This is a genomic window from Streptomyces sp. NPDC048606 (genome assembly GCF_040650855.1).
Lineage (GTDB): Bacteria > Actinomycetota > Actinomycetes > Streptomycetales > Streptomycetaceae > Streptomyces.
In genome coordinates this window covers 1-21824 of record NZ_JBEZIB010000063.1, presented here as the reverse complement: position 1 = coordinate 21824, position 21824 = coordinate 1, and the positions used below count along the sequence as shown (strand labels likewise).

At 74.8% G+C, this 21824-nt stretch carries 24 protein-coding genes and 1 pseudogene; 13 read left to right on the top strand and 12 right to left on the bottom strand.

Translation table 11 applies throughout. The features are described from left to right. Positions 1–105 precede the first annotated feature (105 nt). Entirely contained in the window at positions 106–642 is a 537-nt protein-coding gene (locus tag AB0D01_RS37965; protein ID WP_363063654.1) for an EF-hand domain-containing protein, read from the top strand. 35 nt (positions 643–677) lie between these two features. On the opposite strand, the gene AB0D01_RS37960 is transcribed toward AB0D01_RS37965, so the two are convergent. Further along, positions 678–2027: an MFS transporter gene (locus AB0D01_RS37960; protein ID WP_363063652.1), complete on the bottom strand. Its 1350-nt coding sequence runs from the start codon at positions 2025–2027 to the stop codon at positions 678–680. 136 nt (positions 2028–2163) lie between these two features. Here AB0D01_RS37960 and AB0D01_RS37955 point away from each other — a divergent pair, with 136 nt between their 5' ends. Both AB0D01_RS37955 and AB0D01_RS37950 read left to right on the top strand, forming a co-directional pair. Beyond that, a complete protein-coding gene (locus AB0D01_RS37955; RefSeq protein WP_363063650.1) occupies positions 2164–2523 on the top strand; it encodes a metalloregulator ArsR/SmtB family transcription factor in 360 nt (119 codons plus the stop codon). A 202-nt stretch (positions 2524–2725) separates the two neighbouring features. After that, a complete protein-coding gene (locus tag AB0D01_RS37950; RefSeq protein ID WP_363063648.1) occupies positions 2726–3463 on the top strand; it encodes a DUF4232 domain-containing protein in 738 nt (245 codons plus the stop codon). A gap of 101 nt (positions 3464–3564) precedes the next feature. Here AB0D01_RS37950 and AB0D01_RS37945 read toward each other — a convergent pair whose 3' ends face one another. Together AB0D01_RS37945 and AB0D01_RS37940 are read right to left on the bottom strand one after the other, a co-directional pair. After that, a complete protein-coding gene (locus tag AB0D01_RS37945) occupies positions 3565–5148 on the bottom strand; it encodes a SulP family inorganic anion transporter (RefSeq protein ID WP_363063646.1) in 1584 nt (527 codons plus the stop codon). A 151-nt stretch (positions 5149–5299) separates the two neighbouring features. Continuing rightward, positions 5300–5923, bottom strand: a complete 624-nt coding sequence (locus tag AB0D01_RS37940) for a carbonic anhydrase (protein ID WP_363063644.1) — start codon at positions 5921–5923, stop codon at positions 5300–5302. Positions 5924–6607: 684 nt separating this feature from the next. Here AB0D01_RS37940 and AB0D01_RS37935 point away from each other — a divergent pair. Next, the gene (locus tag AB0D01_RS37935) at positions 6608–7453 is read left to right on the top strand and encodes a class I SAM-dependent methyltransferase (RefSeq protein WP_363063640.1); all 846 of its coding nucleotides are present in this window, start codon (positions 6608–6610) and stop codon (positions 7451–7453) included. A gap of 5 nt (positions 7454–7458) precedes the next feature. Here the strand turns inward: AB0D01_RS37935 and AB0D01_RS37930 are convergent, their stop codons facing one another. Together AB0D01_RS37930 and AB0D01_RS37925 are read right to left on the bottom strand one after the other, a co-directional pair. Then, entirely contained in the window at positions 7459–7773 is a 315-nt protein-coding gene (locus tag AB0D01_RS37930) for a hypothetical protein (protein WP_363063638.1), read from the bottom strand. Between the two features lie 136 nt (positions 7774–7909). Continuing rightward, positions 7910–9523, bottom strand: a complete 1614-nt coding sequence (locus AB0D01_RS37925) for a PE-PGRS family protein (protein ID WP_363063636.1) — start codon at positions 9521–9523, stop codon at positions 7910–7912. Positions 9524–9807: 284 nt separating this feature from the next. On the opposite strand from AB0D01_RS37925, the gene AB0D01_RS37920 reads away from it, so the two are divergent. Continuing rightward, positions 9808–10287, top strand: a complete 480-nt coding sequence (locus AB0D01_RS37920) for a hypothetical protein (RefSeq protein ID WP_363063634.1) — start codon at positions 9808–9810, stop codon at positions 10285–10287. Here AB0D01_RS37920 and AB0D01_RS37915 read toward each other — a convergent pair. Next, complete coding sequence (locus tag AB0D01_RS37915) at positions 10250–11029, bottom strand: DUF2306 domain-containing protein (protein ID WP_363063632.1); 780 nt, start codon at positions 11027–11029, stop codon at positions 10250–10252. The two genes, AB0D01_RS37920 and AB0D01_RS37915, sit on opposite strands and share 38 nt — an antisense overlap. A gap of 518 nt (positions 11030–11547) precedes the next feature. Between AB0D01_RS37915 and AB0D01_RS37910 the strand changes: the two genes are divergently transcribed. After that, on the top strand, positions 11548–12639 hold the full coding sequence (locus AB0D01_RS37910) for a sensor histidine kinase (protein WP_363063630.1): 1092 nt from the start codon (positions 11548–11550) through the stop codon (positions 12637–12639). Beyond that, positions 12636–13328, top strand: coding sequence for a response regulator transcription factor (locus tag AB0D01_RS37905; RefSeq protein ID WP_363063628.1), 693 nt, complete (start codon positions 12636–12638; stop codon positions 13326–13328). Before AB0D01_RS37910 ends, AB0D01_RS37905 begins: the two co-directional genes overlap by 4 nt. A gap of 16 nt (positions 13329–13344) precedes the next feature. On the opposite strand, the gene AB0D01_RS37900 is transcribed toward AB0D01_RS37905, so the two are convergent. After that, positions 13345–14721, bottom strand: coding sequence for an LCP family protein (locus AB0D01_RS37900; RefSeq protein WP_363063627.1), 1377 nt, complete (start codon positions 14719–14721; stop codon positions 13345–13347). A gap of 221 nt (positions 14722–14942) precedes the next feature. On the opposite strand from AB0D01_RS37900, the gene AB0D01_RS37895 reads away from it, so the two are divergent. From AB0D01_RS37895 to cutA, 3 genes are all read left to right on the top strand, one after another. Then, positions 14943–15272 carry a hypothetical protein gene (locus AB0D01_RS37895; protein ID WP_363063626.1) on the top strand — a complete coding sequence of 110 codons (330 nt, stop codon included), beginning with the start codon at positions 14943–14945 and terminating at the stop codon, positions 15270–15272. 133 nt (positions 15273–15405) lie between these two features. Further along, a complete protein-coding gene (locus AB0D01_RS37890) occupies positions 15406–15618 on the top strand; it encodes a hypothetical protein (RefSeq protein ID WP_363063624.1) in 213 nt (70 codons plus the stop codon). Positions 15619–15784: 166 nt separating this feature from the next. Continuing rightward, positions 15785–16111, top strand: coding sequence for a divalent cation tolerance protein CutA (gene cutA / locus AB0D01_RS37885; protein WP_363063622.1), 327 nt, complete (start codon positions 15785–15787; stop codon positions 16109–16111). A gap of 31 nt (positions 16112–16142) precedes the next feature. Here cutA and AB0D01_RS37880 read toward each other — a convergent pair whose 3' ends face one another. The 3 genes from AB0D01_RS37880 to AB0D01_RS37870 form a co-directional block, all read right to left on the bottom strand. Then, positions 16143–16622 (bottom strand): hypothetical protein, encoded by a 480-nt coding sequence (locus AB0D01_RS37880; RefSeq protein WP_363063620.1) that lies wholly within the window; start codon positions 16620–16622, stop codon positions 16143–16145. 134 nt (positions 16623–16756) lie between these two features. Next, on the bottom strand, positions 16757–16933 hold the full coding sequence (locus AB0D01_RS37875; protein ID WP_363063618.1) for a hypothetical protein: 177 nt from the start codon (positions 16931–16933) through the stop codon (positions 16757–16759). A 125-nt stretch (positions 16934–17058) separates the two neighbouring features. Beyond that, complete coding sequence (locus AB0D01_RS37870; protein ID WP_363063616.1) at positions 17059–17661, bottom strand: hypothetical protein; 603 nt, start codon at positions 17659–17661, stop codon at positions 17059–17061. Between the two features lie 205 nt (positions 17662–17866). Here AB0D01_RS37870 and AB0D01_RS37865 point away from each other — a divergent pair, with 205 nt between their 5' ends. Both AB0D01_RS37865 and gap read left to right on the top strand, forming a co-directional pair. Continuing rightward, positions 17867–18826: a helix-turn-helix domain-containing protein gene (locus AB0D01_RS37865; RefSeq protein WP_363063614.1), complete on the top strand. Its 960-nt coding sequence runs from the start codon at positions 17867–17869 to the stop codon at positions 18824–18826. 107 nt (positions 18827–18933) lie between these two features. After that, positions 18934–19932: a type I glyceraldehyde-3-phosphate dehydrogenase gene (gap, locus tag AB0D01_RS37860; protein WP_363063612.1), complete on the top strand. Its 999-nt coding sequence runs from the start codon at positions 18934–18936 to the stop codon at positions 19930–19932. Between the two features lie 89 nt (positions 19933–20021). Here the strand turns inward: gap and AB0D01_RS37855 are convergent, their stop codons facing one another. Then, entirely contained in the window at positions 20022–20837 is an 816-nt protein-coding gene (locus AB0D01_RS37855; protein ID WP_363063666.1) for an endonuclease/exonuclease/phosphatase family protein, read from the bottom strand. Positions 20838–21094: 257 nt separating this feature from the next. Between AB0D01_RS37855 and AB0D01_RS37850 the strand changes: the two genes are divergently transcribed. Then, a complete protein-coding gene (locus tag AB0D01_RS37850) occupies positions 21095–21637 on the top strand; it encodes a GNAT family N-acetyltransferase (protein ID WP_363063610.1) in 543 nt (180 codons plus the stop codon). Positions 21638–21737: 100 nt separating this feature from the next. Here the strand turns inward: AB0D01_RS37850 and AB0D01_RS37845 are convergent. Further along, positions 21738–21824, bottom strand: a pseudogene (locus AB0D01_RS37845) (lytic transglycosylase domain-containing protein); the annotation flags it as partial.

Sequence of the window (21824 nt, the reverse complement as noted above, 5' to 3'; positions counted from 1 at the left end):
GGCGGAGCGCGCGGTCCGGACGGTGACCGACGGGCCCGTGCTTCGTTGCACCGGCGACAGGAGAGCGACCTCGACGGGAATGGGCACGACGGCGTGGATGATCTGATGGCGGCGAAGCTGCACAACCGGTTCAGTCTGTTCGACCGCGACGGCGACGGCCGGGTCACCAAGGCCGACTACGACGGGCTCGCCCGACGCCTGGCCGAGGCCGCCGGCGAGGACGCCGACTCCCCCTCCGCCCGCAGGCTCCGTGCCCGCTACGACGAGGCCTGGGCGCGCATGTCGGGCCACCTCGGTCGCGGTCTGGACGCGGAGCTGGACGAGGAGGAGTTCGTCACCACCTGGTTCGCCCTCTCCCGCGAGGTCGGATTCGACGAGGCGATCCTGCCCATCGTCGACGAGGTGATGACGGCCATGGACTCCGACCGCGACGAGCGCCTCCTGCCGGACGAGTTCACCCGTTGGATCGGGGCCTACGGAGTGTCGCGGGAGGCGGCGGCCGCCGTCTTCACCCGGCTGGACCGCGACGGCGACGGAATGATCAGCCGCGACGAACTGGTCCGGGCCTTCCGCGAGTACCACACCGGCACCGATCCCGAGCTCCCCGGCAACTGGCTCTACGGGCCGCTCCCCACGTACTGAACCGCGACCGGCCCCGCCGCGCGCCCCCTGTGACGTCAGCGCACGGGGCCCGCGCCGGTGGGGTGCGGGTCTTCGCCCGTCGGGCCGTGGCGGTGGCTCCACCCGCCCGGCACGGCGACCGCGCCGACGAGGTGCGGGTGCCCGGCCTCCAGGCCGGTGTGGACGTGCGGGGCGCCCTCGGCCGCTCCGTCGGGCCACAGCCGTACGGCGGCCAGGGCGGCGGCCAGGGCGATCGCCCCGAGGGCGGCCGTGGCGGCCGGCAACCCCGCCGCGGCGCCCACCCAACCGGCCAGGGGGTAGGTGAGAAGCCAGGCGGCGTGGGAGAGGGAGAACTGCGCGGCGAAGGCGGACGTGCGCCCCTCGGGCGCCACCGTACGCCGGATCAGCCGGCCGGTCGGGGTGAGGACCAGGGAGCACGCGGCGCCGAACGCCGCCCAGGCGGCCAACAGCGCGGGCCAGCGCCACCCCCCGGAGGAGACGGTGATCACGCCCACGGCCACGAACACCGGGGGCAGGAGCAGGGCCCCGCAGAGCATCGGCCGGCGGTCGTCCACGCGGTCGAGGATCCTCGGCAGCAGCAGGGCGACCGTCATCGAGCCGGCCCCGTAGGCGCCGAGGGCGAAGGCCACGTCACCTGCGGAACGGCCGAGGTCGTCGCGGACGTGGACCACGGTGTTCACGAAGACCGACGCACCGGCCGCGGCCACCGCCAGGTTCAGGCACAACAGGGCGCGCAGGCACGGGATCCGCAGGAACAGGCGCCCGCCGGCCCCGGCCCGCGCGTACGCCCCGCCCCCGCGTCCGTGCGTCGGGGGCGCCGCGGGCAGGGTCGCCGAGAGGACCAGGGCCGCGGAGGCGAGGTGTCCGACGACGGTGCCCAGGAACAGCCCGTCGTGGTCGACGAAGGTCAGCAGGGCGACGGTGAGCAGGGGGCCGAGGAGGCTCTCCAGGTCGTGGGCGAGTCGGGACAGGGACAGCGCGCGCGTGTAGTCCCGTTCCTCGGGCAGCACGTCGGGGACGACCGCCTGGAAGGTCGGGGTGAAGGCGGCGGAGGCGGCCTGGAGGACGAAGGTCAGGACGAGGACCTGCCAGACCTGGTCGACGAAGGGCAGGGCCAGCGCCACGGCGGCCCGGATCAGGTCGGATCCGACCATCAGGGCCCGCCGCGGGACGCGGTGCGCGTACGCGCCGACCAGCGGGGCGATCGCGACGTAGCCGACCATCTTGACGGCCAGGACGGTCCCGAGGACCGATCCGGCGCGCTCGGCGGCGAGGTCGTACGCGAGCAGGCCGAGGGCGACGCCGGCCATGCCGGTGCCGACCAGCGCGACGGCCTGGGCGGTGAAGAGCCGCCGGTAGACGCGGTTGCGGAGCACGGACGGCACGCGGTGTCCTTCCGGTTTCCGGAGGGGGCGGACCGCACCACAGTATCTTCATGTGCGCAGATGCGCACATGATTGAGTCATGCGTCCGCCGGTCGCGCGGACCGGGCCGGGCGGGCGTGCGACTACGCTGGGCGCCATGTCCGTGAGCGAACCGGTACCGGCGGCGGCCCGCGCGCACCTGCGCGCTCCGGACGACGCGCGCCTCGCCGAGGCCGCCGCGGTCTTCTCACTGCTCTCCGACGCCACCCGGCTGCACCTGCTGTGGCTGCTCGCCCAGGACGAGTCGGACGTCGGCTCGCTCGCCGAGCGGTGCTCCGCCTCGCGCACCGCGGTCAGCCAGCACCTGGCCAAGCTCCGGCTCGCCGGTCTGGTGGAGACCCGCCGGGAGGGGCGCCACGTGGTCTACCGGCTCGGGGACGGACACCTGCGCCGGCTCGTCGTGGAGGCGCTGAGCCACGCCGACCACCGCGTCAGCGGCGAGGCCCCGCACGACTGAGGCGTAGGCCCCGGCGGCGCGCGGAACCCCTCGGCCACAGGCCCGCGAACGGGCTCCCGCGCCCGCCGCCCCGCCCTTCACGACGGAACCGTCACCGCCGCGTGCGCGAGCCGTAACGGTCCTCGCGGGGGCGTGAATCCGTCGTCCGACCGGGCATCCTGCCGAGACCGAACCGGCACGTCAGTCACCACGGGGGCTCTCGATGCGCACCTTCCGCAAGACCACCCACGCCCGCAGGATCGGCGCCCTCGGCCTCGGCGCCGCGGCGATCCTGGCCGCCGCCGCCTGTACGCCGAGCGACGACAAGGCCGGTGCCACACCGCCCGCGCGGTCGGCGTCCCCGTCCTCCTCCTCCGTCGCCCCGCCGCCCTCCTCGTCGACCTCCGCCCCGGCGGCTCCTTCCGCGTCCGCGCCGGGAACCCCGTCGGTCAGGCCCACCGCCCCCTCGTCCGCTCCGGGGCGACCGGGCGAGGCGGAGGGCGACCCGACCGGCATCGACGGCAACTGCCCCGACGAGTACACCGACGTGAGGGTGGAGTGGGCCGTGCCGCCCACGAAGGACGACACGAAGCTGCTGCTGGTCGTCACCAACACCGGCACCGAGCCGTGCCGGCTGCGCAGCCACCCGGTGCTGCGGCTGGAGACCGGAAACGGCCGGCTCGTGGGGGTCTTCACGGGCTCCAAGCCGGCTACGGAGGTGATCCTCGCCCCCGGGAAGGAGGCGTACGCCGGTCTGCTGCTGCGCCAGAGCGACAAGGGCGTGAGCACGCCCGTCAGGAACATGGCGCTCGCGCCGCACGGTCAGCGCCCCGACCACAACACGGGCGAGGGGGTGCTGTTGCAGATGCCGAAGGGCGGTGTGCACGTGGACGACAAGGCCCGGGTGACGTACTGGAACAGCAGCTCGGAGGCCGCCGTCACGCCGTTGTTCCCGCACTGACGGGCCCGGCGCGGGCCCGCTCGCCCGCGCTCGGGAGCACGAACCCCGGGCGCGGGGACCGGCTCGGGGGCCGGGCTCCGCGCCCGGGGCCGGGTCGCGCGTCAGTCCGCCGCCGGTCTCGATCCGGAGCCGGTGGCCGGGGCGGTCGCCGAAGGCTCCGCCTCCCGCAGTTTCACCGGAGTCGTCCCGGCGTCGTGGTGCCGGGCCGCCCAGCCTTCCAGCGCGGCGCGGCAGGCGTGGTCGAGGTGGCGCACCTCGGTCAGGTCGAGCTCGACCGGCCGGTCCTTGGGCAGCGCTTCCAGGGTCTCCAGGATGTGCGGCAGGCGCAGGAAGGTGGCGTTGCCGGTGAGCTCCACCACCGTTCGCCCGCCGACGAGTTCACGCGTGGTGAGCTGGACGTGCGAGGTCTCCCAGGCGGCCTTGACCACGGCCAGCAGCAGCCCCACGACCACTCCCTCGAACATGCTCGTCGTCACGATGGCGATGGCCGTCGCGCACAGGATCAGCGCCTCTCCCCGGTGCCGCCGCCACAGCGGTACGAGCGCCTTGAAGGGGATGAGCTTGCAGCCGGCGTGCACGAGGACGGCGGCCAGCGCGGGGAGCGGGATCACCCCGATGGCCGCGGGCCACAGCACGGTGAACAGCAGCAGCCACACGCCGTGCATGACCCGGGACAGCAGCGTGGTCGCCCCCGCCTGCACGTTGGCGGCGCTGCGCACGATGACGGCGGTCATGGGGAGGGCCCCGAGGACGCCGCAGACGGTGTTGCCGACGCCCTGCGCGACGAGTTCCTTGTCGTAGTGCGTGCGCGGGCCGTCGTGCATGCGGTCGACGGCGGCCGCGCTGAACAGGGATTCCGCCGAGGCGATGAGGGTGAAGGCCAAAACGGTGCCCAGGACGGCCAGGGTGCCGAGACCCTGGAGTGCGCCGAGCGAGGGGAGTTGGACCGCTTCGAGGAGTCCGCGCACCTCGACCCTGGGGACGTCCAGGCCGAGGCCGGCGACGAGCGCGGTGGCGAGGACGACGGCGGCCAGCGGGGCGGGCACCGCCCGGACCCGGGCCGGGGTCCACTTCCAGGCCACGAGGACGACGCCGGCGAGCAGTCCGACGCCGGCAGCGGTCAGGGCGGGTCCGCTGGTGACGGTGTCGACCACCAGCCGGGGGACGCCCAGGATCTTGTCGGTGCCCGAGCGGGGTTGGGCCGCTCCGGCGAGCGTGTACAACTGGCCGAAGACCAGGACGAGTCCGATGCCGGCGAGCATGCCCTGGACCACCGAGACGGAGATGGCCCGGAACCAGCGCCCGCAGCGGGCCAGGCCGAGGAGGACCTGGAGCAGGCCGGTGGCGAGCACGATGGCGCCGAGCATGCCGAGGCCGAATTCGCGTACGGCTTCGAAAACCAGCACGGTCAGTCCGGCGGCGGGGCCGCTGACCTGGATCCGGCTGCCGGGCATGAGGCCGACGAGGATCCCGCCGACGATGCCGGTGACGATGCCGAGTTCGGCGGGGACGCCGGAGGCGACGGCCACGCCGACGCACAGCGGCAGGGCCACGAGGAAGACGACCAGTGAGGCCGCGGCCTCCTTCCGGAGCAGGGTGGGGGTGCGCAGTGCGGCGAGCGCCGAGGACAGGGCGCCCGCGTCCGTCGGGCCGGGTGGACCGGCCGTGGGGGTGCGGTTGTTCATGGGCGGGGGTTTCCCGTCGGTCGAAGGCGGCGGCACGAGGCCCGGCGGAGTGAGCAGGAGCGGTGGTGGGCCGGGCGCGAGTCGGCGTCGGCCCGGTGGTGCGGTGCGGTAGGCGGTCGCTTCGACGCCGCCGGCACCGGACGTTCGGGGATCACAGCTCTTCGAACACCGCGTTCCCGGCTTCGGGGCGGTGGGCGCTCACGGCGCCCGTGTGCACTTCGTAGTACCAGGCGTGGACGGTCAGCAGCCCGGCCGCCGACCGCTCGCGCACGCACGGGTAGGAGCGCAACTCCTCGACCTGGGCGAGCGTGTGGGCCTGGACGGCTTCGGCCACGTCGGGGGCCGCGGGCGAGGCGAGCGAGCGCACGGGGGCGCGCGGTGACACGGCCCGGTCGAGCCAGCCCCTGACGGCCGGCACCCCCGAGAGGTCGTCGCCGCGGACCACGGCCCCGACGGCCCCGCAGTGCGAGTGGCCGCAGACGACCACGGAGCGGACGCCGAGGACGCTGACGGCGTATTCGATGGTGGCGGCCTCCCCCGTGGGATGGCCGTCGCTTGGGTAGGGGGGAACGATGTTCCCGGCGGTGCGCAGTTCGAAGAGTTCACCGGGGACCGCCCCCGTGATCAGCGTCGGTACCACGCGGGAGTCCGAGCACGTGATGAACAGGGCCTCGGGCGCCTGTCCGGCTTCCAGGGCGCGGAACCGGTCCGCGTGCCGGGGGTCGGCCACGTGGCTCGCGGAAAACGTGCGCGCCTTGTCGATGAGGGATTTCATGGCAGCCTGCCTCCTGCGCCCTCCGTCTGTCGTGGGCGCGGTGTGGTCGGGTCGGGTCGAGATGTGCGAACGGAACGGATGCCGAACGGGTCGGGGTCGAGATTCCGACAGGGAATCCGCCGCGCCCCCATTCTGCATTATGGTCGCGACCTCAATTTACCAAGGCATTACCAATACGTGACAGATCGAATTTTCGCCACCGCACTTTAGCCACGCGGCCGGAGTTCGGCGGTCGAGAATCCGGATGCCCCAATTCCGTTTCAGTCGTGCCGATTTGTGCGATTTAAACCCCTATCACCTGGCATTGACTGGACACGGACAGACGTGACCGACCGGTCGCACGTCAATTCCCGTGACGAGTGGGCCACGACGACTTCAGAGGGGAGGGGAAATTCACGCGCCGTTCTTTACCCGCGTCGCCCGATGAACATCCGTTCGGCATACGCCTGACACAAGGCGATGGATTCACGCGGGGCGGATGCGGGCGCACACGACGGGGCGCCCGGGGCGGCCACGGAGGCATTGACGCACGAAAAGGCGCCCAAAGACCGCCCCACGCCATTCGCGCGCCGGCATCGACCCATCGAATTCGGCCATCCCACCGAATCCGGTCAACATGTGCGATCCGGCGACCCCGGCACGCGGCGCTTGACCCGCCCGACGGACTTAGGGTTACCTAAGTTCATGGTTGTCGACTCTTCGGACGGCGCGTCCCCGCACGGGCTCAGCGGCGTGAACGCCACCCTGCTGACCCCCCTGTTCGGTCGCGCCCACGCCTCGCGGCTCGTGCCCGGCACCACCTTCGACGACCCGCTCGCGCGACGGTTGATCGAGCGCACCGGCTTCCGGCCCTCCGAGGTGCTGACCGACCGGGGCAACGCGGCCGGCGCGGTGCACCGGGCCATCGCCATCGACGCGATCACCACCGGTTTCGCGGTCCGCCACCCGGACGGCGTGGTCCTGTCCGTCGGGATCGGACTGGACACCCGCGCCGACAGACTGGCCGACCGGACCCCCGACGGAATCCGCTGGCTCGGCGTCGACCTACCCGAAGTCGTGCGCCTGCGGGGTGAGTTGCTCCCCGAGGACCGGGTCCGGGTGTTCGAGGCCGGGGTCACGGAACCGGGTTGGAGCGACGGCCCGGCCGAAGCGGCCCGGGGCCGTACGGTGTTGGTCATCGCGGAGGGTCTCCTGATGTACCTCGACCCACCGGGTTTGCGCCACTTCCTCGGGAGCGGCCGTACGGCGTTCGGCCCCGACACCGAACTGGTCGCCGACTACTTCCATCCGAGGATCGCCCTCGGCGGCCGACACCCCATCACCCGTGCGACCGGAGCCCGCTTCCTGTCGGGAGCCCGCGACGGGCGGGCGCTGGCTGCGATCGCGCCGGGCTGGGAACTGCGGGCCGAACACCCCGTCATGGAACGGCTCGGCCCGGCCCACCGGGCGGCCGCGGCGCTCTTCCGGGCCCTCACCCTCGGCGCCCGCGCGTACTCCGTCGCGCACCTGAGCGGGGTCCCCCTGCCCTGACGGCGTCAGGTGCTGCACTCGGTCAGTTCGCCGCCCTGTCGGATGGTGTACTGCCCGGGAGGCACGTTCATGACCTGGAAGCCGCCGTTCTGGGCGATCTCCACCGTGCCGCCGAGGCCGGACGAGCCGGTCACGTAGGCCGGGCCCGGGGTGAAACCACCGCCGGACAGGTGGACCTTCCCGTTCGCCAGGATTCCGGACGTCGAGCAGGTGGCGCTCGGCAGGGCGGAGGGCGCGGGCATCGCGTAGGCGGCCGGGACGGTGGTGAACGAAGCGGCCGCGAAGGCGCCGAGCACGAGGAGGCGCGCGGTTCGGTTCATGATCCTTCCTCTCCGCGGGGAGCGGGGCGCGGGCGGGCCGGGTGGGGACCGCCGCCCTTCCATCCTCCTCCCGCCCTTCCGCCGCGGCGAGCGGGCGCCGGGCCGCCTCCCGGGAGGCGGCCCGGGAGCACGCGACCTACGTACGGGCGGACGCCATGGCGTGCAGGACGGCGGGCGGGATGCCCGGGTTGGCGGCGGCGTCGCGCGCCGAGTCCGGGTCGAGCAGCCGCCGCGCCAGCACGCGCGCCGGGAGCCCCGGATGGCGCAGGGCCGCCGATCGGACACCGCCGTCCGGGTCCTCGGCGAGGCGGGTGGCGTCGGCGCCCGTCAGCCTCGGGTCCCGGGCCGCCCGGCGACGGACCTCCGGGTCGCGGTCACGGGCGAAGCGGGCCACGAGCTCCGGTCCGGACTCCGGGTCGTCGAGGGCCAGGCACCGCATCCGCCCGTGCGGGTCGTCGGCGTAGCGCACCAGGCCGTCGCGGGGGAAGGCCGGGTGCGTGCGGGGGCGGCCCGGGGCGGACAGGCTGCCGGTCCACCAGGTCCACACGCGCAGCAGCATCTCGGCGGGGGCGTCCTCGCAGGACTCGGCGAGGAAGACCTGGACGACCGGATCGGTGTCCCACGCCAGCCGGCCGGCCACGTCGGGCGGCAGCCTGCGGGCCCGGGCCACGCTGCGGCGCACGAGCGGGTGCGAGGAGGCCGCGAGCCGCCGCATGGCCTCGGGGTCCCCGTGCAGCTCCTCCACCCACTCCAGGGTGGAGGAGGTCGTGCGGGGGTCGATGTCGACGCGGATCGCGGCCCGTTGCTCCTCGGTGAGGTCGCCCCGCAGGGCGAGGGCGTGGCGGACCTCCGCGTCGGCGTCGTGCGCGAGGCGGCGGACGGCCTCGGGGGCGAGGCGGGGGTTGCCGGCCAGGGTGGTGCGCAGGCGTGCGTCCCCGCCGGTGAGGAGGTGCTCGACGAGGTCCGGGCCCAGGAGGCAGCCGGCCACGGCCCGTTCGGTCGTGTCGGCGGATCCGTCGCCGGTACGGGTCAGGGCGTCGAAGTCCGCGCGCGACAGGGGCTGCTCCTCGTGGTGGCGCAGCAGGGCGGCGACGCGGACCGCCGGTGCCGGATCGGCGCGCAGGGCCCGGCGGCGCTCCCGCGTCAGGACGGGCCAGGCACCCCGGCAGGCGGCGGCGCGGACACCAGTGTCGGTGTCGGCGGTCAGGGCGGCGGCCTGCTCGGCGGGCAGGCCGGGCAGTGCGGCGGCCTCGGCGCGTACGCGGGTGGACGGGTCGGCGGCGAGCAGGGCGCAGGTGGGCGCGTCCAGGGTGACGCGGGCGCTCGCGGCGAGGGTGGCGAGGAGCCACCGCTCGCGTTCGGTGCCGGCGGCGCGGATCAGGCGGGCCCAGTGCGCGGGGGTCAGGTCCCGGCGCGCCTCGACCAGCTCCCTGCGCAGCCTCGGCCCGCCGTCGGGATGGTCGAGGGCCGCCTCCACGGCCTCGTCCGCCGGGAGCAGCCGCAGCAGCGTGGTGCTGCGGCGCAGCAGGTGCGTACGGGCGCTCGCGGGGGTGGCCGGGTTGGCGGAGAGTCCTTCGACCCAGCTCCGGTGGACGTCGTGGTCGCCCGGGGGCGGATCGGCGGTGAAGGCCGCCCAGGCCGCGGCCCGCTCCTCGGCGCTCTCCTCGGCCCGCTCCTCGGCGCCGTCGCGGTCCGCCTCTTCGGCGGCGGTGTCGATGCCGTCGTGGTCCCGCGGCCGGTCCTCGCTCACGTGCGCCGTGCCCCTTCTCCGTGCCGTCCCGCTCCGTCCCCGTTCCCGGGCGTGTCGCCATCCTCCCCCGGGGCCGCGCACGCCGGACGTCCGGGGTCGGCGCGGAGCCCCGTGACGGGCGCGGCCCGGCGGTGGTGCGTCGGGCCGGTGCGGGAGGTCGCCGCGCATGATCGCGGCGGACGGGGGCAGGCGGCACCCGATCGGGGCGCCCGCCCCGGAACGCCGTTCCGCCTCGCGGCGGACCCGTGCCGATCCCGCCCCGCAGACCCGGAGGCCCGCCCGACATGACGACCGCACGCGAGATCACGCCCCGCCGCCACTCCGGCGCCGCGCCCTTCCCCGGCCCGGTCGAGGTACGGGAACCCGTGCCCGGGGCGGCGGTACCGGGGCGGGCGGAGCGCGCGCACGCGGTGCCGTCCCACACCCCGCTCGGGGACGGCGTCCTCCTGGTGCGCCTGCCGGGCACCCTGTCGATCCGGGAACGCGCCGGGACCACGCGGGCCATCGACTCCCTGCTCGGCGCCTACGCTCCGCGCCACGTGATCGTGGACGTGCCCGGGGCGCCCACCCCCGCCACCCTGAGCACCGTGTCGCGGGTCGCGCGGCTCTGCCGCGCGCAGGGCAGGGGGATGGGCGCCGTGGTGCGCGCCGCGCGGTCCCGCGCCGTGCTGCGCGGCGTCCTCCCGGCCGACGGGGCCGAGGTGCACGGTTCCTTCGACGACGCCCTCACGGCCGGGCTCCGGGACGGTCGGCGGACACCCTGACCGCCGCCGGCCCGATCACCGATCCGGCCTCGGCCCCGACCGCCGTGCCGAAGAAGCCGTGGGCGAGGGCGAGTTCCGCGAGGAGCAGGTTGATCAGCCAGCAGGTCCAGGCGGCGGAGGCGTACGCGAGGTCGAACGGCACTCCGAGGGCCGCGCACGACACCAGCCACAGGCGCAGCGTCACGGCGGACAGGATCAGCGCGTAGGAGCGGACCATCCACACCCGGTGCCGGTCGAAACGGCGCCGGCGTGCGGTGTGGAGGGCGGCGGCCGTCGTGAGGACGAGCAGGACGTCGAGGAGGGCGAAGCCGATCGGGGCGATGGGGGGCACCAGCGCGCCGGGCACGAGCAGCAGTCCGCCGGCGGCCGTGGCCGCCACGCAGACGAGGTAGGCGCGGCCGACGATCCGGTGCGCCGCGGGCCGGCGGGTCCGCAGCCGTGCCACGAACTGCCAGGGGCCGAGGAGCAGCGCGGCCGTGCCGCCCCCGATGTGCAGCAAGAGGGGAGTGAGGCGGGCCAGGTAGGCGGCCCGCTGTTCCTCCAGGAACACCTCGGGGTCCAGCGTGAGGTAGCGCGCCGCCAGAAGGGCGGTGGCGGCGGCGAGCAGGGTGATCGTCCACCAGGCGGCGCGGCCCGGCAGGCGCGCTCGCTCGGGCCGCCGGGTGGTGGCGAGGGGGGTTTCGGGGGTGTCCCCGGGGCGGCGAGGAGGCGGGCCCGCGCCCGTGTCGGAAGTCCGGTTCATGCCCGTCACGCTAGGAAGGACGCCGCACCCGTCGCGGCCCCCGCCGGGGGTGTCCCGTCTCCTCCCCCGGGGGTACGTCGGGGTCCGCGCGTCCCCGGTCGGGGGTCGACGTACCCCCGTGGGACGATGTGCGCCCGCGTCGGTCCCGGCTAGGGTCTGTCGTCGAACTCCCGTCGTCGCCCGGAGGGCGGCCCCGCGGCGTCCGGTGCGCGCTCTCGGCGTGCCGGGCGGAAGTCCTTGCACTGGACGTACTCGGTCTTCCGTCCGGTGCGGCGAGAGCGCGTGCCGGGCGTCGCGGGGCAGACGGGAGTTCGACGACAGGCCCTAGCGTTCGGGGACCGGCGAAAGCGTCTGCGCCGGCCCGTGCGCCCGCCCTCGGCCGGAGGTACCCGACCGCGATGCACCGCCTCGCCCCGTACCCGATCCTCGGCCGGCTGCCGCGGCTTCGGCCGTCCGCCCCGGACCCGCTGCCGTTCCCGTTCCGATTCCGGTTCCCTCGCGGGTCGGTCGGCCGTGCCGTGGCCGTCGACACGGTGATCGCGCTCGGCTTCCTCCTCGCGACGGTCGCCGAACGGTCCCAGGCCCCGGGGCGCGCGGGCGTCGGGGTGGCCGCCGCGTTCCTGCCGGCCGTCGTGGTGGCCGGTTCTCTGGCCTTCCGCAGGACGGCGCCCCTGGCGGGGTACGCGGTGGGCACCGCGGCCCTGTCGGTGGAGGCCCTGTGGGGCGCGGCCGGCGCCGTGTCCCCGTACGCGAACCTGCTCGGTCTGTATTCGCTGGGGTTGTACGGGACCCGCACCCGGGCCTGGTTCGGGCCGTTCCTCGCCTACCTCGGCATGGTCGCCTGGTTCACCGGCCCGGCGGGGCACCCCGTCCGCCCCGTGATGCCCGCGGGCGTGTTGTTCCTCTGGCTGCTGGGCTGGGCGATCGGCTACGGCACCGCCCGACGGCTCCAGGAGCGTGATGCCGCCCGGCTGCGCCTGCGGCGGGAGGTGGTCGCGGGGGAACGCGCGCGCATGGCGCGGGAGTTGCACGACCTCATCGGTCACACGGTCAACCTGATGCTCGTCCAGGCGGGGGCGGGCCGGCGGCTGTTGGACCGTGACCCCGACCGGGCCCGCGAGGTGCTGGGGCAACTGGAGGACACCGGCCGCGACGCCCTGGAGGAACTCGACCGCGTCCTCGGCCTGTTGCGCCGCACCGCAGCGGCCGGACCGGGCGACGCCGTCCCGGGTCGGCCCGGGCTCGGCGACCTGCCGCGGCTCACGGACCGGTTGGAGCGGGCGGGCCTCAGGGTGGGCACGCGGATCGACGCGGGCCACGACGAACTGCCCGGCGGCATCGACGTGTCGGCGTACCGGATCGTGCAGGAGGCCCTCACCAACACCCTCAAGCACGCCGGTGCCCGGTCCGCCGAGGTGCGCGTGCTGCGCACCGGGGACCTGCTCGACATCGACGTCAGCGACGACGGGCGGGGGGCCGCGCCGGACTACGCGCCCGGCCGCGGTCTGCTGGGCATCGGGGAACGGGTCGCGGTCCTCGGGGGCACCCTCGACCACGGGCGCGGCGAGGACGGCGGCTTCCGCCTGCGCGTGCGCCTTCCGGTGCGATGACGGGCCGCCGCACCCCGCCGCGGGTCACGATCGTCCTGGCCGACGACGACGCGCTGCTGCGGGCCGGCCTGGCCCTGGTCCTCGGCACCGAGGAGGGCCTGGAGGTGGTCGGTCAGGCCGCGGACGGGCTGGAGGCGGTGCGCCTGTGCCGCGAACTGGCGCCCGACGTGGTCCTGATGGACATCCGCATGCCGGGCGTCGACGGGGTGGAGGCGACCCGCCGGGTGGTCGCCGAGGGGCTGCGCACGCGGGTCCTGGTCCTGACGACCTTCCACCACGACGCGTACGTGTGGAACGCGGTCCGGGCGGGAGCGAGCGGGTTCCTCCTCAAGCGCGCCACCCCGGAGAGGCTGGTGGACGCCGTGCGGACGGTCGCGGCGGGCGAGGCCCTGCTGGACCCGGCGGTCACCCGTGACGTCCTCGCGCGACTCGCCGCCCATCCCGCGCCGGGCCCGCTCCCGCCGGCCGACGCCCGGCCGGTCGACGACCGGCTGGAGCGGCTCACCGCGCGGGAACGCGAGGTGCTCCGGGAGGTGGCGCGGGGGTTGTCCAACGCGGAGATCGCCGCGCTGCTGTCCCTCGCCGAGTCCACGGTGAAGACCCACGTGAAGCGGATCCTGGCGAAGGTGGGGGCCCGTGACCGCGCGCAGGCCGTCGCGATCTCCTACCGGAGCGGGCTCATGTCGTGACGGTGCCCCACGCCGCTCACCCGACGCCCGCGTCCCCGGCCCGGTCGGCCCCGGCCCGGTACGCCCCGGCCCGGTCCACCCCGACGCGGTCGGCGCCGAGGCAGCCTAGGGAGTCACCGGTGACCGCGGCTCCGTCGACGATATTGCGGTCGTAGGTGACGGGCCGCACCGTGACGGGATCGGTGCCGACCAGCACGTCGAGCGCCGCGCCGTGACCGGGGACCGCCTCTCGCAGCGCTCCCGGCAGCGCGGTGGCGAGGGTGCTCGCGTCGTCCTCCTGGCCCGGTGCGTGGCGGATGACGGGCGGCCCCGGCCGGCGGATCGCGGGCGCGGCGGCGGATTCGTCCGAGGCCGCGAACCCGGCGGCGCGCAGGGCCTCGGCCACCCGGGCGGCGTCGACCCGGACCTTCACCGAGGCCGGGTTGTTGGGCACGAGGTTCGCCGGTCGGGGCTGGACGAGGGTGTCGCCCTTGACCGGCCGGTCCTCGGCGAGCGCGGTCCACAGGGCCCGGGCGCGCTCGTCGTGCCAGATCAGGGTGGATCCGACCCCGGGGACGCGGCGGTCGAACTCGCTGATCGGTACGGTGACGAACTCGGTCCGGGAGGGGCTCAGCCGCCCGAGGGCCGTGCCGAGGCGCACCAGGTCCCACACGCTGGTGCGCGCGTCGGTCCGGACGCTCTTGAGCAGGGTGCGGGCCGCATCGTAGGTGCTGATCGGGTCGGTGAGGACGCGGTCGCTCCGGAGCCTGGTCAGCAGGTCGGAGACGGCGCGCTGCTGGCGGCGGACCCGTCCGAGGTCGCCGGGGCGTTCGACGTGTCGGGCCCGGACGTAACGCAGGGCGCCGCGGCCGTCGACGTGGTGGCGGCCGGCGGCGAGGTCGAGTCCGGAGTTCTCGTCCTTGAGGGCCTTGTCGGTGCACACGACGGCGCCGCCGAGTCCGTTGACCGCCTGCTCGAAGCCGGTGAAGCCGGTCTCCAGGTAGTGGTCGACGCGCAGGCCGGTGACCTTCTCCACGGTGGCGACCGTCAGGGGGCCCCGGCCGAGGGCGTAGGCGCCGTTGATCTTGCCCTTGGGGGCGGGTTGCGTCTCGACGGCGTAGGCGACGTAGGAGTCGCGGGGGATGGAGACGACGCTGGCGCGGCGGAGGTCGGCGGAGAGGTGGACGAGCATCATGACGTCCGTGCAGTCGCAGCCCTTGCCGCCGACGTTGAGGCGGCGTTTCTCGGCGGCGGAGAGTCCGGTGCGGCTGTCGATGCCGACGACGAGGATGTTCGTGCCGCGGCCGGACGCGGAGCGCGGGGTCGCCCCGTCCGCCGACAGGGCGTACGGGGCCGACCAGGAACCCAGGGCGAGGGACGATGCCAGGGCCAGGGCAAGGGTCAACCGTCGCACAGCGGACTCCCCAGAGGATCGGCGCGTCAGGGTCGGGACGTTCCAGCAGACATTAAGGGAGGAAAGGTGATGAACCGACCATCACACGCCGAAGGGGTTCCCTCGGCCGCGGCCGGGGCTCCCCGGCGGCGTGCCCTCGCCTCCCTCAGGACACATGGCCCACACTGGAATCCGGCACCCTTTGCCGTCGGTGCCGTACGGAACCGCGCGGGGAGGCGAGGATGATCATCCAGCACCACATCGCCCAGGACACCCTGTACGCGAGGATCCCGCGGGAGCTGAACGTCTCCAACCGGGCGGCGGCCGCCCTGGAGATCGAGGCCCTCGTGCAGGCCCACCGCCCCCGCCGGGTGGTGATCGAGTTGCCGACGGCCGACCCCTCGCCCATGACCCTGGGCGCGTTGGGCCGCGTCCACCGCATGTGTCGCAGCCTCTCCGTCCCCGTCACGGCGACCGGGCCCGGAGAGCGCGCGGCCGCGTTTCCCCTGGACCTCGACGCGCGCCCGGCGAGCGTCGAGCCGTTGGAGCACGGGGCGCGTCAAGACCATTGACGCCCGCGTCCCGCCTCGTCAACAGGCCCACGCCGGCTCAAACATCACTCAGCGTGTTTATTCGATCCCACAGCGGAGACGTTGAGTAGTCACAGGATGTTTGGAGTCAAGGCGAAAGGCGGGAATCGTGTCCATGAGTATCGGAATCATCTTCGTCGTGGTGGTCGTGGCCATCGCCGCGATCGCGCTCGCCCCGGCGGTCGCCCCCACCGAGCCCGAACGCCGGGCGGACCGGGCCTTCGCGGAGAAGGTGCGCAGGGCGGGGCCGCGTCGGCGCACCGCCCGGCGGCTGCGCAGGATCCCGCCGCAGTCGGCGGGGCGGGACCGCGGGCGGAGTCCGAGCTGACGCGGCCGGCCCGGTGCGCGCGCCCGAGGGCGTCCGCACCGGGCCGCTCGCGGTGCGCGCGCGAACCCTCCGTCCCCCGGTGGCCAACGGCCGCCGGGGGACCGGCCGTACGGGGTTCCGGGGCCGGTCGGTAGGGTCGCGGCACAACCGATCGAGGAGGCCGGAGATGGCGGACACCGTCATGATCGCGCAGACGATTCTGACCGACGAGGACAAGGCGTACCAACTCGCCCGCGGGGCGGTCGAGTCCAGGCTGGCGGCCGGCGCGCAGGTGGAGGCGCGGATGACCCTCTTCCACTGGGAGGGGGGCAAGCTGCGGCACGAGCGCGGCTACCGGGTCTCCCTCCAGACGACCGAGGCACGCCTGGAGGAACTGCGGGCGTGGGCGCACGCGGACCACACCTCCCCGATCCCGCAGTGGGTCGTGCTGCCGGTCACGGAGACGACCGAGGAGTACCTCGGGTGGGTGGTGAAGGAGACCGGCGGGGCATGACGGGCCCGGTACGGCCGGCCCGGCGCCGGGGTCAGCAGGCGTCGTACTTCCAGGCGCCGCCCTCGCGCGTCCAGGGCTGCTCCTTGCGGTCCAGCCCGGGCACGGCGTACGTGTACGTGACCCGGGCCGTGTCGCCCGCGATCCGGTCGACCGTGAGGGTCGCGATCTCCTGCGGCCCGTACTCCCGCGCGGCGCGCCCGATCGTGTCCGCGAAGGCGGCGGCGTCGCCCGCCGCGACACGGCAGCGCGCCGACAGGAAGACGTACGCGGACGCGCCCTCGCCCGCGAAGTAGTGCCCCGAGTACTCACGCACGACCCGCTCCAGATCGCCCGCGGCGAGAGCGTCCGGGGGCGCGGAGGGCGCGGGTACCGCCGGACGTCCGGCGTCGGGGGTGGGCGAGGCGGAGGGGGTGGCCGGGGCGGGGGCCGCGGCGGGGTCGCCGTCACACGCGGTCAGGCCGAGGAGGGCGGCGGCGAGGAGCACGGCGGTGGCGTGGTGTCGTCTGCGCATCGCGCCATGCTGCCGGCCGCCCGGCGCCCGGGATCACCGGGGGTGCGACCACCGGCCACCCACCACCGGCCACCGGCCACCGGCCACCGGCCACCGGCCGTCGATCGGCCGCCGTCCGCGATCGGCCCCGACCGTCAGCGGTCGGCGGCGAGGATGAGGTCGGCGGCCAGGTGGGGGCAGGTGCGGGTGTGCCAGGTCACCGACAGCGCACCTCCGGCGGCGGACAACGTCCGCGCGACGCCGCTGCGTTCCGTGGCCTTGCAGTACGCGCAAACGACGATTCTCGGACGGTCGACCTCAGAGACGGACACGGCCCTCACCCTTTCCCACCGGCAGGACGGTTGCACCGGCTTAGGCCAGAACTATCAAATCCGCGACGGCGCTGCCCCCTTACCGGCCGGTATGCCCGGCGATTCCCCGAAGTCGGCGTCCCCCGTCAGTGGCCGACGGGATGACGGGGCGCACGCCGTTCGGACCGGAAGCGGTGGACGGCCCACACCGCGCCGGCCGCGGCCGCCGTCCAGACGAGCGCCTCGGCTGCGATGATGCCCGGGGTCAGGGTCATGTGCGGGCGGGGCGGCATCAGGAGCATCTGCGCGGCGGCACCGACCGGCACCGTCAGGGCCGCGAGCAGGCCGATCACCCCGGGGCGCCTGACGGCGGCGCCGACCACGCCGAGGACCGAGCCGAACAGGACACTGGCCACCCACCACAGGATCAGGTCCGGTCCGTACCCGGCGAGCGGTTCGCCGCGCGCGAAGGAGTCCGTCACGTAGTACGCCGCCGTGGCCGCCATCAACCCCAGTGCGCCCGCCGCGGCACCCCTGCCCCACGTCCGGGCCGTCACGCCCACCGCCACCGCGAGCGCGGCCCACGTCCAGCCCGCGTCCAACAACAGGCTGAGCACCTTGGCCGCGCCTCCCGGGACGGTGCCCACGAGGGGCGCTCCGAGCGAGGAGAACGGGGAGGAAAGGGCGTTGACGAGCGAGGTGACGGCTCCGAACGCCGCCCCGACGGCAAGAACCGGAATGATCTTCATACCGGGAGGATAGTCGGCGCATCCCACCCCAAGAGCCCGCCGGATCGGCCGCCCTGACCGTACGTCACACGGCGCGGCGACCGTGGCCGAGGGACCGGCGCCCCGGGCAGGAGGCACACCCGCTCCGACCCGGTGGGGGCGCGGCCGGGGCGGCCGGCCCGGGCGGCCGGGAACTGCCCGCCGACGGCCGCATACCCTTGTCGGCGTGCCGCCCCCCTCCCGCCTCCACCGTGTCGCCGTCCTCGTCCTGGAGGGCGCCAAGCCCCTCGACGTCGGCATCCCCGCCCAGGTGTTCACGACCCGCGCGAGCATGCCCTACGAGGTCCGGGTGTGCGGCGCGGCGCCCGGACTCGTCACCGGCGGGGACGGGCTCTCGTACCACGTCACCCACGGCCTGGAGGCCCTCGCGTGGGCCGACATCGTCTTCGTCCCCGGCTACCGTCTTCCGGACCGCGACGATCCGCCGCCGGCCGTCCTCGACGCACTGGTCGCCGCGCACGCGCGCGGCGCACGGCTCGCCGCCATCTCCACCGGCGCGTTCGCGCTCGCCGCCACCGGACTGCTCGATGGCAGGCGCGCCACGACACACTGGCACTACGCGCGGGCGCTGGCGGCGAAGCACCCGCTCGTCCGGCTCGACGAGAACGTCCTGTTCGTCGACGAGGGGAGCCTCCTGACCTCGGCCGGCGCCGCCTCCGGCATCGACCTGTGCCTGCACATCCTGCGCGGCGACCTCGGCGTCGCGGCCTCGAACCACGCGGCGCGGCGCCTGGTCGCCGCCCCCTACCGCAGCGGCGGGCAGGCGCAGTACGTGCCGCGCAGCGTGCCCGATCCGCTCGGCGAACGGTTCGCCGCCACCCGCGAGTGGGCGCTGCACCGGCTCGGGGAGCCCCTCACCCTCGACGCGCTCGCCGGGCACGCGGGGGTCTCGCCGCGCACGTTCTCGCGTCGCTTCGTCGACGACACCGGGTACACGCCGATGCAGTGGGTCATGCGGGCGCGGATCGACCTGGCCCGCGAGCTGCTGGAACGCTCGGAGCGCAGCGTCGAGCAGATCGCCGCCGACGTGGGCCTGGGCACCGGCGCCAACCTCAGGCTGCACTTCCACCGCATCCTGGGGACCACCCCGACCGAGTACCGGCGGACCTTCACGCGGGGCGAGTAGAGCGTCCCGGCCGTCATGGCGAGATCCTTACGAACCATGGCGATCTCGCCGCTGTCACGGGCCGTCCGCGGGCGCGAACCTGATGGCGAACGAAAGGGACATCGCTCATGACTCGCATCGCCATCAACGGATTCGGCCGCATCGGACGCAACGTGCTGCGCGCGCTGCTGGAGCGCGACAGCGACCTCCAGGTCGTCGCCGTCAACGACCTCACCGAGCCCGCCACCCTGGCGCGGCTGCTCGCCTACGACACCACCGCCGGTCGACTCGGTCGCCCGGTGACGGTCGAGGGCAACGTCCTCGTCGTCGACGGCCGGCGCATCACGGTCCTCGCGGAGCGCGAGCCGGAGCAGCTGCCGTGGGCCGAGCTCGGCGTCGACATCGTGCTGGAGGCGACCGGTCGGTTCACCTCCGCCGAGGCCGCCCGCGGTCACCTCAAGGCAGGCGCCCGCAAGGTGCTCGTCAGCGCGCCGTCCGACGGCGCCGACGTCACGCTGGCCTACGGGGTCAACACCGACGCCTACGACCCGGCCCTGCACACGATCGTCTCGAACGCCTCGTGCACGACCAACGCGCTCGCCCCGCTGGCCGCCGTACTCGACGACCTCGCCGGGATCGAGCACGGGTTCATGACCACCGTGCACGCCTACACGCAGGAGCAGAACCTGCAGGACGGCCCGCACCGCGACCCCCGGCGCGCCCGCGCCGCCGGCGTCAACATCGTGCCGACCTCGACGGGCGCCGCCAAGGCGATCGGCCTGGTCCTGCCGGGTCTGGACGGCAAGCTGTCGGGCGACTCGATCCGCGTGCCGGTCCCGGTGGGCTCGATCGTCGAGCTCAACACCACCGTCGCGCGCGACGTGACCCGCGAGGAGGTCCTGGAGGCCTACCGCGCCGCCGCCGCCGGACCGCTGGCCGGCGTACTGGAGTACTCCGACGACCCGCTCGTGTCCTCGGACATCACGGGCAACCCCGCGTCGTCGATCTTCGACTCGGAGCTGACCCGCGTCGAGGGCCGGCACATCAAGGTCGTCGCCTGGTACGACAACGAGTGGGGCTTCTCGAACCGCGTGATCGACACGCTCACCCTCCTCGCCGCCGGCTGATCCGCCCGCCCGACGCGCCCGCGTCGTGGAGCTCGGGCGCCGACGCCCGGTACTCGGTTACCGGGCGTCCTCCCCCTCACCCGACCGTCCTACTCACCCGACCGTCCGGCCAGGTCGGCGTAGACCATGTGGTGGTCCGAGTACGGGCTCGGGCGCACCCGGTCCCCGCTCGGGGCGATGCCGCGCAGGAAGACGTAGTCGAACCGCAGGCGCCAGTCGGTGGTCGGCTCGCAGGCCTCGGTGGGCGCGGGACGGCAGCCGGGGGCGGCAGCCGTGACGAGGGGCCACAGGGGCGCGAGCTCGGGGGCGTCCGGCCGGGCGTTGAAGTCGCCGAGGACGATCGCCCGCTCGTGGCGGGCGACCTCGGCGGCCAGGACGCCGACCTGCCCGGCCCGGACCTCCCCCTGCCTGCGCTCGGCGAGGTGGGTGTTGAAGACGCGGACCGGGCGGCCGGCGACGGTGGTGGTCACCGCCATGTACCCGCGGTCCTCGGACCCGCCGTCGGGGTACTCCACGTTCACGCGGTCGCTCATCGGCGCCGCGGAGAGGATCGCCTGGCCGTACTCCCCCGGGCTCCACGGCAGGCCCCCGCACCGGTTGCGCTTGCGCAGCACCATCCCGTACTCGACGTGGTAGACCAGCCCGTAGAGGCCCTCCAGGTGGTCCCGGATCCGCTCGACGTCCCGTACGCACGCCTCCTGGAGCGCGACCACCTGGGGCGCGTACGTGGCGATCTCCATGGCCCGGCCGAGGTCGTGCCCGCCTCCGCCGCAGGGGTTGCAGATGTTCCACGTCATGACCCGGTTCGGCACGACCTCCTCGACGGCGTCGACCGGCAGGGGCAGGGCCACGAGACCGCCGTCCGGTGCGCTGGGGCCGACGAGCACCGCGCAGGCCGCGATCATGACGCCCGCGACCCACCGCACGCCGTGTCCGGCCACCGTCGCCTCCCGCTCCAGGTCGCGTACGGCACCGCGTGCCGTCTTCCGTGCCCGAGCGTAGGGGACGTCCCGCGGAGCGACCGAGGACCCCCGCCGGAGTCCCGGACGCCGGTGCGCCCGGCGGCCCGCGCGGGACGACCGGGCCCGGTGATATTGCCGTGCCCCGGGGCCCGGGACCCGCATATCCTGCCTCCTCCCCTACCGGCCACGGAGGCCCCACCATGAGCAGCGCCGTACTCCCCTTCCCCGACCGCATCGAGCTGACCGGGGAGGGCGTGGTCCTGCGCGACTGGACGGAGTCGGACGTGGCCGCGATGCCCGAACTCTTCGACCACCCCGACATCGCGTACTGGACGCCGATCGTCTCCCCCTTCGACGCCGAGGCCGCGCACACCCGCCTCGACCGGGCCCGGCGACTGCGCGCGGAGGGCAGCGCCATCCTCCTCGCGATCACCGTCGACGGCGGGGCCCCGCTCGGCGAGATGATGCTGAAGCGCGCTCCCGAGGGCACCGAACTCGGCTACGCGCTCGGCCCCGCCCACCGCGGCAAGGGGCTGGCCGCCGGCGCGGTGCGGCTGATGGCCGCGTACGCCTTCGAACGGCTGGGCGTGGACCGGGTGATCCTGGAGCTGGAGGCGGAGAACGCCGCCAGCGTGAGCGTGGCCACCCGCACCGGTTTCCGGCTCCTCGACGTGCCCCTGATCGAGGGCGAGGAGAAGGGCCGGCCCTACTCCCTCCAGACCTGGGGCCTGGACCGCCCCTGACCGGCGACGCGCTTCCGGGTACGCGAAAGACGCCCGGCCGGGGTGTCCCGGTCGGGCGTCTTTCGTGTGCGGCTGGGGGGCTGTCGCCCGCCGTGGCGGCCTAGTACCAGTGGTTGGCCTGCCAGAAGTTCCAGGCGCCGACGGGGCTGCCGTAGCGCTCGTTCATGTAGTCCAGGCCCCACTTGAT

What these genes read in the sequence shown, in the direction of transcription:
- AB0D01_RS37965 (WP_363063654.1), top strand. Translation starts at nt 106, where the DNA reads ATGGCGGCGAAGCTGCACAACCGGTTCAGTCTGTTCGACCGCGACGGC.
- AB0D01_RS37955 (WP_363063650.1), top strand. Translation starts at nt 2,164, where the DNA reads ATGTCCGTGAGCGAACCGGTACCGGCGGCGGCCCGCGCGCACCTGCGC.
- AB0D01_RS37950 (WP_363063648.1), top strand. Translation starts at nt 2,726, where the DNA reads ATGCGCACCTTCCGCAAGACCACCCACGCCCGCAGGATCGGCGCCCTC.
- AB0D01_RS37945 (WP_363063646.1), bottom strand. Translation starts at nt 5,148, where the DNA reads ATGAACAACCGCACCCCCACGGCCGGTCCACCCGGCCCGACGGACGCG.
- AB0D01_RS37940 (WP_363063644.1), bottom strand. Translation starts at nt 5,923, where the DNA reads ATGAAATCCCTCATCGACAAGGCGCGCACGTTTTCCGCGAGCCACGTG.
- AB0D01_RS37935 (WP_363063640.1), top strand. Translation starts at nt 6,608, where the DNA reads ATGGTTGTCGACTCTTCGGACGGCGCGTCCCCGCACGGGCTCAGCGGC.
- AB0D01_RS37930 (WP_363063638.1), bottom strand. Translation starts at nt 7,773, where the DNA reads ATGAACCGAACCGCGCGCCTCCTCGTGCTCGGCGCCTTCGCGGCCGCT.
- AB0D01_RS37920 (WP_363063634.1), top strand. Translation starts at nt 9,808, where the DNA reads ATGACGACCGCACGCGAGATCACGCCCCGCCGCCACTCCGGCGCCGCG.
- AB0D01_RS37915 (WP_363063632.1), bottom strand. Translation starts at nt 11,029, where the DNA reads ATGAACCGGACTTCCGACACGGGCGCGGGCCCGCCTCCTCGCCGCCCC.
- AB0D01_RS37905 (WP_363063628.1), top strand. Translation starts at nt 12,636, where the DNA reads ATGACGGGCCGCCGCACCCCGCCGCGGGTCACGATCGTCCTGGCCGAC.
- AB0D01_RS37895 (WP_363063626.1), top strand. Translation starts at nt 14,943, where the DNA reads ATGATCATCCAGCACCACATCGCCCAGGACACCCTGTACGCGAGGATC.
- AB0D01_RS37890 (WP_363063624.1), top strand. Translation starts at nt 15,406, where the DNA reads ATGAGTATCGGAATCATCTTCGTCGTGGTGGTCGTGGCCATCGCCGCG.
- cutA (WP_363063622.1), top strand. Translation starts at nt 15,785, where the DNA reads ATGGCGGACACCGTCATGATCGCGCAGACGATTCTGACCGACGAGGAC.
- AB0D01_RS37880 (WP_363063620.1), bottom strand. Translation starts at nt 16,622, where the DNA reads ATGCGCAGACGACACCACGCCACCGCCGTGCTCCTCGCCGCCGCCCTC.
- AB0D01_RS37870 (WP_363063616.1), bottom strand. Translation starts at nt 17,661, where the DNA reads ATGAAGATCATTCCGGTTCTTGCCGTCGGGGCGGCGTTCGGAGCCGTC.
- gap (WP_363063612.1), top strand. Translation starts at nt 18,934, where the DNA reads ATGACTCGCATCGCCATCAACGGATTCGGCCGCATCGGACGCAACGTG.
- AB0D01_RS37855 (WP_363063666.1), bottom strand. Translation starts at nt 20,837, where the DNA reads ATGATCGCGGCCTGCGCGGTGCTCGTCGGCCCCAGCGCACCGGACGGC.
- AB0D01_RS37850 (WP_363063610.1), top strand. Translation starts at nt 21,095, where the DNA reads ATGAGCAGCGCCGTACTCCCCTTCCCCGACCGCATCGAGCTGACCGGG.